The sequence below is a fragment of the Bacillus sp. CCNWLW194 genome, assembly GCF_037120585.1.
GTDB lineage: Bacteria > Bacillota > Bacilli > Bacillales > Bacillaceae_G > Bacillus_A > Bacillus_A basilensis.
Genome location: NZ_JBBBBL010000032.1, coordinates 1 through 14,488, shown reverse-complemented (window position 1 = coordinate 14,488; position 14,488 = coordinate 1). Strand labels below are relative to the sequence as shown.

The 14,488-nt window shown below is 28.3% G+C and carries 13 protein-coding genes; 3 read left to right on the top strand and 10 right to left on the bottom strand.

The window, feature by feature from the left end; genetic code table 11:
- Window positions 1-242: 242 nt before the first annotated feature.
- From V7S50_RS32985 to V7S50_RS32940, 10 genes are all read right to left on the bottom strand, one after another.
- Window positions 243-1,112 carry a hypothetical protein gene (locus V7S50_RS32985; RefSeq protein ID WP_113735366.1) on the bottom strand — a complete coding sequence of 290 codons (870 nt, stop codon included), beginning with the start codon at window positions 1,110-1,112 and terminating at the stop codon, window positions 243-245.
- Between the two features lie 175 nt (window positions 1,113-1,287).
- Window positions 1,288-2,124 (bottom strand): phosphotransferase, encoded by an 837-nt coding sequence (locus V7S50_RS32980; RefSeq protein ID WP_113735365.1) that lies wholly within the window; start codon window positions 2,122-2,124, stop codon window positions 1,288-1,290.
- Window positions 2,125-2,322: 198 nt separating this feature from the next.
- On the bottom strand, window positions 2,323-3,612 hold the full coding sequence (locus V7S50_RS32975; RefSeq protein ID WP_242251484.1) for a glycosyltransferase family 2 protein: 1,290 nt from the start codon (window positions 3,610-3,612) through the stop codon (window positions 2,323-2,325).
- A 286-nt stretch (window positions 3,613-3,898) separates the two neighbouring features.
- A complete protein-coding gene (locus tag V7S50_RS32970) occupies window positions 3,899-4,903 on the bottom strand; it encodes an LLM class flavin-dependent oxidoreductase (protein WP_242251483.1) in 1,005 nt (334 codons plus the stop codon).
- A 14-nt stretch (window positions 4,904-4,917) separates the two neighbouring features.
- On the bottom strand, window positions 4,918-6,069 hold the full coding sequence (locus V7S50_RS32965) for an acyl-CoA dehydrogenase family protein (RefSeq protein ID WP_242251482.1): 1,152 nt from the start codon (window positions 6,067-6,069) through the stop codon (window positions 4,918-4,920).
- Window positions 6,070-6,312 (bottom strand): phosphopantetheine-binding protein, encoded by a 243-nt coding sequence (locus V7S50_RS32960; protein WP_113735361.1) that lies wholly within the window; start codon window positions 6,310-6,312, stop codon window positions 6,070-6,072. It abuts the gene before it with no gap.
- Window positions 6,281-7,522: a decarboxylase gene (locus V7S50_RS32955; RefSeq protein WP_113735360.1), complete on the bottom strand. Its 1,242-nt coding sequence runs from the start codon at window positions 7,520-7,522 to the stop codon at window positions 6,281-6,283. The genes V7S50_RS32960 and V7S50_RS32955 overlap by 32 nt, the downstream gene beginning before the upstream one ends.
- Window positions 7,509-9,014 (bottom strand): class I adenylate-forming enzyme family protein, encoded by a 1,506-nt coding sequence (locus V7S50_RS32950; RefSeq protein WP_336584457.1) that lies wholly within the window; start codon window positions 9,012-9,014, stop codon window positions 7,509-7,511. Before V7S50_RS32950 ends, V7S50_RS32955 begins: the two co-directional genes overlap by 14 nt.
- A gap of 27 nt (window positions 9,015-9,041) precedes the next feature.
- The gene (locus V7S50_RS32945) at window positions 9,042-10,172 is read right to left on the bottom strand and encodes a nucleotidyltransferase family protein (RefSeq protein WP_113735358.1); all 1,131 of its coding nucleotides are present in this window, start codon (window positions 10,170-10,172) and stop codon (window positions 9,042-9,044) included.
- On the bottom strand, window positions 10,138-10,971 hold the full coding sequence (locus V7S50_RS32940) for an HAD-IIB family hydrolase (RefSeq protein ID WP_242251480.1): 834 nt from the start codon (window positions 10,969-10,971) through the stop codon (window positions 10,138-10,140). Before V7S50_RS32940 ends, V7S50_RS32945 begins: the two co-directional genes overlap by 35 nt.
- A gap of 766 nt (window positions 10,972-11,737) precedes the next feature.
- Between V7S50_RS32940 and V7S50_RS32935 the strand changes: the two genes are divergently transcribed.
- From V7S50_RS32935 to V7S50_RS32925, 3 genes are read left to right on the top strand one after another with little or no spacing between them, the layout of a single operon-like run.
- Window positions 11,738-12,730 carry an ABC transporter ATP-binding protein gene (locus V7S50_RS32935; protein WP_113735356.1) on the top strand — a complete coding sequence of 331 codons (993 nt, stop codon included), beginning with the start codon at window positions 11,738-11,740 and terminating at the stop codon, window positions 12,728-12,730.
- Window positions 12,727-13,515: an ABC transporter permease gene (locus V7S50_RS32930; protein ID WP_113735355.1), complete on the top strand. Its 789-nt coding sequence runs from the start codon at window positions 12,727-12,729 to the stop codon at window positions 13,513-13,515. Before V7S50_RS32935 ends, V7S50_RS32930 begins: the two co-directional genes overlap by 4 nt.
- A 4-nt stretch (window positions 13,516-13,519) precedes the next feature.
- Window positions 13,520-14,323 (top strand): ABC transporter permease, encoded by an 804-nt coding sequence (locus V7S50_RS32925; protein ID WP_242251479.1) that lies wholly within the window; start codon window positions 13,520-13,522, stop codon window positions 14,321-14,323.
- Window positions 14,324-14,488 lie beyond the last annotated feature (165 nt).

The window sequence follows — 14,488 nt, the reverse complement described above, 5'->3', positions numbered from 1 at the left end:
AAAGTTCCTTGCTTCGAATTTCTTGTATCAATATGTTAATTTTATCCATTTGTTTTTTTGTATGATATATCTACGCAGACTCTATCATACTCCTCCTCTTTTCATTCTATGTGGATGATGAATTTGTTATTAAGATTTTTTGTCAATTCATCTTAATCTACTATATAAATATAAACTTTCAAAAATAATTCTAACATCAAAGATATTAGGTCAATATTTATTATATTCATGAAATACACTTACTAACTAAACTGAATCAATAATGAAGCCATTGATAGATTTTCATATTTACTACATAATTGTTTAAGTGAACAAGAATCATTTAAAAATTTATCTATTACTGAAATTCTTTCTTTAAAAACATTGTATCTACAATCCTCTACACATTCCCTCAACTTACGTCTAAAATTAACTTCTCTTTCTTTCCCCCAATATTTTTCTATATAACCAAGCAATTTATCTCTAATGAATATTATTGTACTATTCAAATTCCCTCTCTTATATTCATTAGCATATTTTATAAATGGTCTAACCAAATACCCATATAATGCAATCCAATGATCTTCCATAGTGTCTAGGGATTCCAAAAATATATTCATTGGATAAGCTGATCTTTCAGGAAATGCACTTCTATATATAGGAGGTGTAACGTCAATATAAATAATTTTATTAGTATTTTCCTGTATAATGAAATTCTTAGTATTTAAATCTATTCTAATATCCTTATTATATATCCACGCTTTTCTTTGAATAAATATCAACAACTCTATCATTTCCATTAAACCTTCTAAAAAATCAAACTTTAAATTTAATGCAAAATAGTCATGTGCTCTACTATCTTGTATAGAGTGTAAAGTATATCCTTTGATATATTCTTGCTTAATAATTATTTCATTTTTTTTAGAATTATAGATCTCAAAAATTTGTGCAACGTTTATTTTTGCATTTAATAAATCATTGTAATATTTATATATATTTTTTCTCGGTTCATTTCCACAAAACATATGCATTATTTGAGCATCTAATTTTGAATTAGGATGCTGTACCTTGGTAATAATATTTTTTTCTGTATGACATTTTAAATGACTTCCATTTTTTAAAGTACCATTCACAAGATTACTCCTTAATATCTAGAAATATAAATTCATCGAAAAATAATCTATAAAACTCAAAATCAACATATATATTTTAACACTTTAATATTTAATAACAGCGTACTGTAATGATCAGCTAATAACTATCCTAGATAAAATTTGTGTACATTTATTTCATTATTAAATTTTTTGTTCATATATACTGAATGCCAAAATATAAACATATTTTCTTCATTATTTCATCTGCCATATTTTCAAATTCAGCATCCGTATATACTAAAGTATATTTATATATACCTAACGCAGTTAAAAATTCCATTCCTTTTTTCAACAATTCACTTGGCTCTTCTAAAATCCTCACTTCTGCATACCCTTTTAAAAAACTAGTTTTTAGTTCTTTTGTATTAGCTTCTCTATTTAAAAACTTTGTAAAATCCATCCATGGGCTATCATATCTACAACGTTCAAAATCAATTAAAATATATTGATGATTCAGTTTTTTTATATTTCGAATACCAAAATCTCCGTGGATATTTATTTTGGGAATATGTTTATATTCTTCATCTACTAATTGCATACTTGCATATATTTGGTTATATAATGAAATAATTTTAGTATACTTTTTATGATTTTTTAATATTGAAATAAACTCAAAAACTTTCAAAGAGAAATTCGGTTCAACATTATCATATAATTCAATCCCACATGCTTGTTCATGAAATTCTGCAAGCAATCTACCCGCCTGAAATGAAACTTCATTATTAACAAAATCAATATTTGTATAATCTTTGTTGTGAAGAATAAGTATATAATTACTATTTATATAGTCTGTACCTATATATAACTTAGGATAAATCCTACATATAATCTTCACTTCATTATAAAAATTCATTGCATTTGTACTTACTTTTATAAAAATATCGTCATGAAAAACATCACTATACCCAAAATAGTGTTTATTACTCGAACTATGATCTTTCTTTTCAAAATTCCCTTTATATTTATCATTTAAATAGGTAACTATACCCAAATTTTCTATAATTATCCTCACCCTTTTATGAAAAGATATTGAAAATTAGACAACATGAAATTTATTATGTCAATTAGTAATTTGATTCATAAAGAGCATAGTACTCATGACACCACAAAATTCACTTCTATCTTTTTAAACTAGTTAACTCAATACTATTCATTTTTTAATTCATTCTTACAAATACACTAGCTTTTCCTATTTTATTTTTTTAGAAGTACTCTCAAAAAATAATGATTTTATTTTTTTTCTTTTAAAAAAGTATAAAGTTAAAGAATAAAATCTAAATAATATGCTAGTAAACCCTCCAATTAAAAAGTATATACATTTTGTTGAAAACAAAGGTATTTGGGTTCTACATTGTTTTTTCTTAATAAACAAGAAGAAAAACATATATACAGCCAATACAATTGAAAATGAAATATAGTAAGAAAGTAAGTACAATGGATTTGAAAATAGACCAACTAAACATAAAAACAGAACTCCACATTCTAACCATTCATTAAATACATCAAAAAGCACCCTTACAGACATAGCAATTTTCTTTGAAATTGGTAGCTGGCCAAATTCTTGTTCGTACTCTCTTAGTATTTCCCAAAACTTAAAAAGACCATGGTATATTTTTAAATGTTGCTTTTTGCATTGACTAAAGGAAGTCGTTGCATAGACTGAATTGACATGTGGCACAACAACTTCTTTCTTATTACGAATAAACAATTTATATCCTAATGCAATATCATCTGAATAAACCGGGAAACCATTTAATTCAACTAAGTCCTGGTATTTAATAAACATACCTGATCCCATACAATACTGTATTTTCTTTAAACTATCTTTAAAGATTAATGGCATTCCTTCGATTCCTAAAGATCGACGTATATGCCATATTGAATAAATACTTACAAAAAGACGTTTATAATTAAAACCATTTAAAATAATCGGAATTTGTTGATATATAGAAGGCAATTTACTTTTTTCTTTTACCCTTCTTTCAATATCATCAATTATCCAATTTAACGTCATATTATGGGGTTTAGCATCAAAATCATAAACTCCAATATATGTGTTACTATTTAGTTCATCACTAGAAATTTGTTTTACCGCATAATTCAACTTAGCTGCTTTAGTACTCTCTTTATTGGTATCAAACAATATACTTATATTGTCAAATTGTTTATCTTCCAAGATTTTATTTAATCTAGTATATGAATCTTCTTTTATTATTTTCCCATTTTCATATTCACGTCCAGTTATAATTATCACCTTGACATTACTATGTTCTTTAGTGAATTTATGAAAAAACTCCAACGTGGATCCAAGCATCTCATATTCTTTATGACACGGTAATAATATATAAATTTTCCCGTTTATCAATTTTACAGCTTTATTGTCTCCCCTTAAATAATAATTAATTCTTCTAAGATTATATCCCGCTCTAAAAAGGAGAAATATTTCAAACGCTATCACCACTATTAAAATGACCTTCAATTTAGTCACTCCTAATAAAATAATTGACTGCAAAAACAAAAGTGCAATACTATTTCACTTTGCCTTGTATCTAATTAGAAGGATTTTTACAAATTAATAAATTAATTGTATAGATATTGCCCAATTCATAAATAACAACTAATGTATTTTTTTGTAATTCGTATGCATTAGAACGAAAAGGGATTTGTATCCTTTCGTAATCACCATACTATTTAATCCTAAGTCAACAAATAATGATTAAAGATTTACCGACATATTCATTCTAAAAGTAATACAGAAAATGTTCTTATCTCTGCAACAATTTTTTAAAAACTACACTACTATGAAAATAATCTTCTTTTGTATCTATTCCACCTAGTATAAAAGTCTCTACCCCAGCATCAACATAGCTTTGTAAATAATTTGCTACTTCATCATAATCCCCTACTAGAAGCGGATAAGATGATCCTCCCGTTTTAAATGCCCCTGTCCAATATACCTTGTCGTAAATATCTCCATTGAGCGCTAATTTTGCTATTTTTCTACTCCAAGTATTTTCACTTTTTGCCCTCATAATGGTTTTAATTTTCCCTTCCCTAGTTTGAGGATATCTACTTACTGCAATATCCCATGCTTTTTGGGCTGTATCTCGAGCTATGATTCCAATTCTTATTCCATTACTTTTTAAAGAACTCAATGACTTTTTATTATTCTCTAAAAAAAGTGATATTGGCTCGGGATGAGTTATAATAACATCACCAATCTCTATCCCAACCTCAACTCCACTTTCTGATGAACCTGAAACAAAAAACTCGGGCATGAGATCAAAGCTAATTTTAGAATTAACATATAAATCCTTATAATTATAGTATTGTCCATTATAGGAAAGGGGTGTGTTTTGAGTTAGGCAATATTCTAATACTTCCTTATACTCTTTCAATCGCTTATATCTTTCATCATGTATCATTAATTCGTTTGTTTGTTCTAATTCACTTTTAGAAGCACCTGCAATTAAATTAATATTAATTTTCCTATTGTACAGAACTGTTAAGGATTTTATAATTTTCGCCAAACTATATGGTGGTATTGCATAAGGCTGTACAGCCACTACAGGTACAATTTTTTTTGATAACTCTAATACTTTTGATACTAAAATCCAAGGGTCCATTACATTGTGATTATAATAAATCAATGCACCATTATAGCTATAAGTTTCAATCTTTTTAATAGTGTTTTTAAGATAATCTACATATTCTTCTTCTAAATAGGGGTTCTCCCATTCACCTGATATCTGTGTATATATTTTTATCATTGAATTCTCCTATTCTAATTAATTTCTGAATTAAATAATGATAACTTACCATTTATCCCTTTAAGACGATTATTATGAAACATTATAGAAGCTGATCTTAAATCTCTTAAAGTTCTCTCAAAATTTATTTCCTCTATTTGCTGATAACCATAATACATACCAGATACTTCCACAATCTCATTAATTGCTTTATACAAATTTTCTGATGAAATTATTTTCAAATTATTTATTTGAATACTAAAGCTATTCCAATCCATTTGACTCTTATCTTCTTCTAAATATTGAATGAATTTTTCAATAGTTGATTTTAGATAAATATCAACGGTGTCTATCAACAATCTTATCTCAGAGATTTTACTTAAAATAATTTCAGAATCCCTTTTTGTTTTATCTTTTCTTATTATACGAATAAAACGTTTAAAGGCACTTTTTATTGAACCCAGCCAACTTGAAGCCCACATGATATGACCAATTGGAATCATATAAAATTTTGCAATCTCTTTGAAAGAGATAGAATTTAAGACCCTGTCTTCACTTAATATTCCATGGAACTTCATAGGGATACTTTGGGTGCCTCTCATTCCAAGAGAAGACCATTTTCCTTTCACTTCACTCTGAATCTCATCTTTGAAAGCAAACACTAAAGTAACATCATCTTCATTAGAGTTAATTGATTTTTTCATAGTAATTAAATACCCATCGGCAAATGCTCCACCTGTTACTACGGGTGCTCTTCTATTAAGAATTATGTTTTCATTTAACCACTCTATTGGGCTTGTAGAGGTTAAAAGATGCCCTCCTTTTCCATATTCAGATGTTACTGAAGCAATATAACTTTGATTATCACAAATACTTTTTAATAACATTTTTTTGAATGGAGTCTCTTCAATATTTAAAAGTGTAAATAATTGTTGACAGTGCATTCCATAAATCATAGATGTGGACAGACAATGCTCTCCTATTTCTTGAACTAGCTTAGAACATCTGAGTATACTCTCTTTTCTTTGTTGACTATTTCCATACATGATCATACTCATTAGTTTATTTTTTTTTAACAGCTCAATGTTCTCTATCGGAAATATACCTTTATCTATTTTTCTTGCATTCTTTGATATGACCCCTAAAACAGTTGTTAAATCTTTATCAAATAATTTAGGATTCTCCATTTAACATCCTGCCTTATCAGGGGTTAATTTGTTTATTGATTCCCATAATGTTTTTGCTGTCGAAAATGTTTCCTCAGTTAAAAGTTCATCTGGAAACACAATGTCAAATTGATCTTCTAATTCTAAAAGTAACTCAATAGAAGCCATAGAATCCAATCCCATATCTTTTAGGGTAGTTTCAAAATTATTACTTACATCATCACTTAAATAATTATTTAACACCTGTATAAATATATTTTTCATTATTATCTCTCCTTGATATTAATTTATTTTCAAAAACCAGGTGTACCTTTTCGTTTTCAACAATTATTTCTTTTGGTAAATCTCTACTAAGGAAACCTATTAGACTCGCTGTTAATCCATAAGCTCCTACATTAGGAATGTAAAAATTATCTCCCCTACTAAAACGGGGCAAATATGCCTTTTTATTTATATAATCTAACGGTGTACATAATGGTCCGACAAGAGTAGTTTCAATCTTTTCTTCATTATATTTATCTAGCGGAATTATATTAAAACTAGATGAAGGAAGCCTTCGTAATCCACTCATCCCTCCTAAACTATTAATACCAAAATCAATCACACAAAAATTACTTCCTTTACTTCTTTTTAAACTTTGTACAGTTCCAATTATTACACCCGAGGTAGCAGTTAGATAACGTCCTGTTTCGAAAGCGATTTCAACTTCTTTATCAAATTCTTTATTTATCATTTCTTTTAGTTGAATTGTTACATCTGAATAATTTGTTAAATCACCAATCTTGCCATACGGTGCCGAAAATCCTCCGCCTAGGTCAACAAACTTTAAATCAATATCTAATTTTTTACTAATTCGTTTTACTGTAAGTATTGCTGATTTGAAATTGTTCAATAATTTTTCACTACTATCAAAATTAGAGCCATTATATATATGGAATCCTTCAATAAGAATGAACTTATTTCTATATTTACTTAATTCTTCAGAATTCAATTGTTCTTCTTCAAATCCAAATTGAGAAGAAACGCCCGTCATGTTTATACTTGCACTCGAAGCTTGAATCTCAGGATTAATCCTTAAGGTAATTCTTATTTTCTTCTGTTTACTCAACGATAAACCGCTAATAATTGCCAACTCATCTAGCGATTCTACGGAAAAATGATTAACCCCTTTTTCTATTGCACAATTAATCTCATCATTAGATTTACCAGGACCTGTATATAAACATTTATCCGCTGACAACCCTGTTTCAAGAGCTGTATCTAATTCTCTAATAGATGATACTTCTGCATAGCATCCTAACTTAATTATATGATTTACTACTTCAGGATTAGGATTTGCCTTTAATGAATAAAATATCTTACTACTATCCGGTAAATAACTTTTTAATCTTTTATACGCAGTTGTAATTTTATGTAAATCGTAAATATATAAAGGACTTCCATAAATCGCAACCAAGTCTTTATAAAATTTCATTAGTTTCGTCTCCTAAGTAAGATTCTATAAGCTTGTTTTTGTCAACCTTTCCATTTATATTAAGTGGAAACTCTTTAACTACTACTATAATTTGAGGTAACTTGTATCTCTCTAATTTCATCTTTAATTGTTCGTTAACATAAGATATGTCTTTATTCGTTTTTGCATATAAAATGGATTTTTTTATTTTTTTATTTGGTGTTATTAATATCCCTCTCTCTACATAAGGGATTTTGTTTACCGCTTCTTCGATTTCTATGGAACTTAATCTATACCCACTTTGTTTAAATTGATCATCCCGTCTTCCATGAAAATATAAATATCCATCACCATCCATATGGAAATAATCCCCAGTAAACAAGGCTCGATCTTTTGTAAAGGGTAAATTATGTCTAAATCGCATTTTTGTCAATTCACTTTGATTCAGATACCCCTCCATTACATTAGGACCTACTACTACAAGTTCCCCTATTTCCCCTGATGGTAATAGTTCATTGTTTTCATTTACAATAAAACAATGTGTTCCCTCTAATGGCTTACCAACTGATGATATTTTCGTACTAATATCTTTTGGGTTAAGTATTGATACACGCTTACATTCTGTAAGTCCATACATAAGATATATCTGACTATCAGGAATTAACCTTCTAATTTTCTCAATTAAACTACTAGGTAAACTCTCACCTGTATTCGTTATTTTTTTAATACTTAAAGTACCCTTTCTTTTTTCTAATATTCTAATTAAACCATTAGTTAAATGAGGCATTGATGGAAAAACTGTAATTTTCCATTTATTCAAAAAATTGTACAATTGTATCCCTGCATCTTTAGTATTACCTAAACATATATCAGCACCAGAAATTAGAGCTAAAAACACTTGATAAAGTCCATAATCAAATGAAAGTGGGAGTAAACAACCAATTACATCACTGTTTCCCATATCTAATTCCTTAGAGATAGCTTTTGTACAGAATATCACCTGCTTATGAGATGATATAACAGCTTTTGGCTTCCCTGTACTCCCCGAAGTATATATTAATAAGGCCTCATCATTTTTAGATCGAGTAATATATTTGTGACAAAAATTCAAATTAATTCCCTGTGAATAAAACTGAATATCCTGTTTATATTCCATTAAAGAAATAATTTTAATTCCCTTATTGTAATAATTGAATTTATCAACGAATGATGATATGATATATTTTGGTTTGCAATCATTTATAATATACTCAACATTCTCTGTTAAGGTGTCTGGATTAACAACAACAACACTTCCCCCAGCCATTGAAGTACCAAATATGAGTTGAATTAGCTCTATACTATTTTCTAACATTATTAATACTCTATCGCCGGGTTGTAATTTATATGATTTTAGTAAAGCTGCTGTTCTCTTTGCATTCTTTCTTAATTCTGAAACATTAACTGTATCATCATCTGTATGAAAAAATAAATTCCCACTTTTTATATCTAATAAATCGTGTATAAATTCCACTATATCACCCATTAATTATTTAGTTAATTACTTATTTATTTCATTAATCATTCTCGGTCTACTTATATCAAATACTCTATCAACTAGCTCTTGATTAGCGTTATGCTTATAAGCAACTTCTTCGCTATCGTATTGATAAACAATATCAAAATCTTCATTGTAGCTATTTTTATTAAGTAACGGAGAAATATCACATTTAAAAATCCTTTTTACATAAGTTAAAGCAAACTCAACTTGTTTTTCCATTTCATACTCCTCAATGGTTGAAACAATGGTATTCCAGTTTATAAGATTTTTATTAAGCAATATGTGATATATATCACATATTTTATATAGCAATAAATCTTTATACATATTTAAATCTCTAACTGACTTAGCTTCTTTATAAAAGTGTTCACATAAAAAGATAAACATATCATTATAATCAAGTGAATATATCATCTTCCCTTGGATTTTTTCTTTTATCCTATGATTTAAGAATTTTTCAACGATATCCTCATTATGGTTTTTCGTCATTAAATTAACCGAAAAGTGAAGATCAATGACATGGTGAGCTGCCAACATACTATCCTTTGATATATCCTTTACTAATGGAATTACTTCATGAGAATTCATCCTTCTAATCAATAACTCTCGCCTAGTTGGCTTTACAATTTTAATATGGTGTTTAACGTTTCCTTGTACATATCCTAGGGAAAGAATTTCTTCTTTTGCCCTATCTAAATCATTAGGGTGAATCAATATATCATTGTCATTAAAATCCCTTAGGCCACCATCTTTATAAATTATTCCTGATAATGAAACCCCCTTTAGTACTACATATCGAATATTTTTATCTTCTAAAGCCTTACATACCTGATATGTATACTCTAATTGTTCGGAAAATTTTTCTTTTTGCGCATTATATGATTCATTTAAGAGTTTAAATAATCTAGGCATAGCACATCTATTTTTTTCATCTTGAGAATAGTATTTTTTTAAGTTTAACCATGCAATTCCTAACACCCTGTGAATATATAAGAGTCCAATTATTCTATCCCACTCTAAGTGGCTCCCTAATAATTCCTTTAGTCTATTAATCTCACTTTCATTTAAATCCTGTTTTGTTAACAATATTATTAATTCATACTCTAATTTCAGTACTATCAGTCCCTTCAACTAAATTCTCTTCAATAAATTTTTCAATCGGAATGTTAATACTGTACGTAGAACAGTTAATTGCTGCTGGGTGACTATTTTGTACCGCTATTCCAATTGCACAATTGTTTAACATTTGCACATCATTTTCTCCATCACCAAACGCAATAACCTTTTCTAAATTTTTCTCATGAAAATCTGTTGCTAAAAGTTTTATTAGTCCATCTGCCTTATTAACATTCGGTGTTATTTTAAATGCATTTAAGTACGATATAGGTTTCACATTATAATTACTAAAATAATTTATTGAAATTTGTTTATCTTTGTCTTTAGGAAAAACATATACATTACTAAGTCCATTCAAATTAATTTCATCAAAAGATTTTACAATTATTTGAGATCTGTTTATTCTATAAACCATACTATATTTAAGCGCAGCAGATTTTGTCTCTGCAAAACACTCTCCATTATTAATTACAACGAAGTCAGCACTGCTCTTTAATGAATAGAAAATACTCCAAAAAAAATCCAAATCAATTTTTTTAAGTATCGTAATTTTTCCTTCCTCATAGAGAATGTTTCCATCATGACAAACTATTTTGTTATGAAATAGTTTATTATATCTATTTGAAGAAAATAGATTTTTGTAAGATTGCAGAACCCTTCCTGTGGCTATTATTGGTGTTATTCCTGATTTTCTCAATTTCAAAATTGCCTTCTCAATGTTCTGACTAATTTCACCTCTTTCATTTACTATAGTTCCATCTAAATCAAATGCCGCAAATTTAAATCCTTTTAATGTGAACGTTTCTTTTTTCATAAACACCCTTCCTATCCATTAATACTTAGATGTAACTATTAAAAATAACAAACACAAAATCTTTCGAGCTTATTATTTTGACACTAGTAAAAAATAATATAAATCTGATTTCAAATATAATAGAGCGTTAATTTAAAGTTTTTTCATTTATAGCCCCCTCAAAGTGGAAAGGGCTTTCAATAAAGACTAATCTTTTATCGAAAAAATTCTTACCAGTACAAACGTAGCTCATAAACTACGAACAACATTTTTTTAAACTTCATAAAAAATCTGAATTCACCACCTCTATCCCTAAAATCCAAGATAATAGAAATTTGAATTCTCTTCATGTTTTTTCATAAAGACTTCTAAAAAATAACTATTATTTTGAATTTTAAAAAACGCTATAAGATTTGATTAAATAGTATCCCTATGCAACCTAATCGTAACAGAAAAACGACAAGCTCTTAACATGAGACGATTAGTTATTTAGCGATAATTAAAGCAAACGTTTTCGCTATTAGTCAAAAAAATGAATAAATCATTTAATAACCAATTTCCTCTTATAGTTAAAAATAGTCTTTTTCTTCGTCAATCTTGATAGAATAGTAATACATGGGCATTCATCCCTTCACCAATGATATAAATCCGGATTATTTTCCATAACGATGGTTAAGAATCCTTACATCAATTTAAGAAAGCGATTGCATAAATTAATTTTATTTATTAAGATAATAATTGTCAAGATATTTATTAAATTGATAAATTTGGAATGGGGGGTGTTTTTTTGATAAAGATTAAAAATCTATCAAAGAAATATAAAGTTATTAAAAAGGAACCTGGATTAAGAGGTGCTATAAAAGCCTTGTATAATCCAAAATATGAATTAGTACATGCGGTTAATAATATTAATTTTTCAATTTCAGAGGGAGAGATAGTTGGCTACATTGGTTCAAATGGAGCAGGAAAATCCACAACAATTAAAATGATGAGTGGAATACTTACACCTGATGACGGGGAAATATTAGTTAATGGTATCATTCCGTATAAAAATAGAAAAAAAAATGCACAGCAGGTTGGGGCAGTATTCGGGCAAAGAACACAATTATACTGGGACATTCCCATCCGCGAATCTTTCGAGCTTTTAAAGCATATTTATGCAATACCTGAGGAAGAATACAATAAAAATTTGAATCACTTTATAGAAATATTGAACCTTAATGATTTACTAGATAAGCCCGTACGTCAGCTATCCTTAGGACAGAAAATGAGATGTGAACTTGCTTCATGCTTTCTTCATAATCCAAAAATTGTTTACCTAGACGAGCCCACAATTGGATTAGATGTAAGCGTTAAAGAGAAAATTCGAGACTTTATAAGTTATATAAATCAGAAAAAAAAGACAACTATAATTCTAACCACCCATGATATGCAGGACATCGAAGTATTATGTAACAGAGTTATAATAATTGATAAAGGAGCTATTATATATGATGGCGATATAAAAAATTTAAAAAACAACTCTCAATATAATCGTGTAATAGAAATGGAGATAGAAAATATAGAAGATAACTTTATATATCCAAGTGAATTCGAGGGATTGGTTGAATATGAAATCAGAACCAATTCGATAAAAGTTCACTATAATAATACAAAAGTCTCTTCACAAACTATTCTATTAAATTTCATGAATAAATATGAAATATCAGATTTCACAATTACCGAACCTGATATAGGCAGGGTCGTTCAAGACATATATAATGGGAGTGCAGAACAGTGAGAAAATATTGGGAATTAGCAAAATCTCAAATAAAGGTTGATATTGCATATATTTCTTTGCATTGGACAAGTATGTGCTCTGGAATTCTAAAAGTATTTCTATTATTTTATTTTTGGAAAGCAGTATATGCTAATCGCTCTACAATTAACGAAATGAATTTTTCTACAATGATTACCTATGTAATTATTGCTCTAATGCTGGAGAGCTATGTGTCAGGTGTAGGTAATAACTTGTCCAGAGGAATTAAAAATGGAGAAATTGCAAATGAGCTACTTAAGCCATATCACTATTTAGATAAGCTTGTAAGTCTCGATATTGGATTTAAAATTTCTAACCTTATAAGGATCTCTTTTCCAATGTTTCTTATCTCTGTGCTTGTATTAAGAGTCGAATTGCCTGGTTCCCCCGTTTCATTATTTTTATTTTTAATAAGTGCATTATTTGGTGTACTAATAGGTACACAATTAGACTTATTAATTGGGATATTAGCCTTCTGGACTACAAATACCTGGGGAATAAAAATATTAAGAGATTCAATTATAAAATTCTTTTCTGGAGCATTAGTACCATTAACTCTTTTTCCTCAATGGTTTCAAATAATTGGGGATTACTTACCTTTTAAGCATATGATTTTTATTCCGGTTTCAATTTATGTTGGTCAGTTTAACACTCACGAATCAATTAATTGTTTACTTTCCCAATTTTTATGGTTAATATTACTATTCTCTATAGTTAGAATTGTTTGGATGTTGTCAATTAGAAAAATAACAATATTTGGAGGTTAATAATTTGTTTAAAAAAATTATAAGATATAGTTCTCTGTATCTTCAATATTTTAAAAAACATATCAAAGTTATTATGGAATATAAAATTGACTTCTTAATCGGCAGTGCTTCTATAATAATGCAGCAACTAATTGCAATCTTCTTCTTACAGATTATTTTTAGCCATATTGAGAAATTAAATGGCTGGAATTTTTATGAAATGTTATTTATTTATGCTGTAGCTTACCTCGGGAGATCCATTCATCATATATTTTTTGATAATCTATGGACACTAGGTTGGGGGTACATAAAAACCGGAGATTTTGACCGATTATTATTAAGACCAGTTAATCCACTTTTTCAATTAGTTTCAGAAAGAGTTCAGCAAGATGGCTTAGGACAGATTATTGTTGGAGGAATAATTTTATTTATTTCATCGAAGGAAATTGGTCTCCAGTTTAACTTTAGTATAATTCTACTTTTACTATTAATGATTATTTCTAGTGGTATAATCTTTATATCTATTAACTTATTTTTCATTAGTTTTTCCTTCTGGATAGTGGATAGTTTAGCTCTTACTTCATCCGTGTTTCAATTAAATGAGTATGCTCAATATCCAATTAATATTTATAATAAGTACATTACCTTTGTTATAACTTGGATTATTCCATACGGTTTTACAGCTTTCTATCCAGCTTCTTATATAATTGAAGATAAAGGTTTCATACACATCGGAGTATTGACTCCTCTCATAGCTATATTATCTTTTATAGTTGCCTATAGATTTTGGAAGTATGGAATCAGAAATTATACTAGTACTGGAAACTAATAATAAATTAATATACATATTCTCTCATAATTTTTCATAACTGATTGCATGGAAAAATCCAGGTTCTGTTGCAAAGTTTCTTAACATCCAAATGAGATGAGAAATTTCTCACTAACTATTATGCAACTATAAATAATTTTTGTAATTCACTGTACGTCGAAAAAC

Coding starts and splice junctions, on each gene's coding strand:
- V7S50_RS32965 (WP_242251482.1), bottom strand. CDS start 6,069: ATGGAGAATCCTAAATTATTTGATAAAGATTTAACAACTGTTTTAGGG.
- V7S50_RS32955 (WP_113735360.1), bottom strand. CDS start 7,522: ATGAAATTTTATAAAGACTTGGTTGCGATTTATGGAAGTCCTTTATAT.
- V7S50_RS32960 (WP_113735361.1), bottom strand. CDS start 6,312: ATGAAAAATATATTTATACAGGTGTTAAATAATTATTTAAGTGATGAT.
- V7S50_RS32940 (WP_242251480.1), bottom strand. CDS start 10,971: ATGAAAAAAGAAACGTTCACATTAAAAGGATTTAAATTTGCGGCATTT.
- V7S50_RS32970 (WP_242251483.1), bottom strand. CDS start 4,903: ATGATAAAAATATATACACAGATATCAGGTGAATGGGAGAACCCCTAT.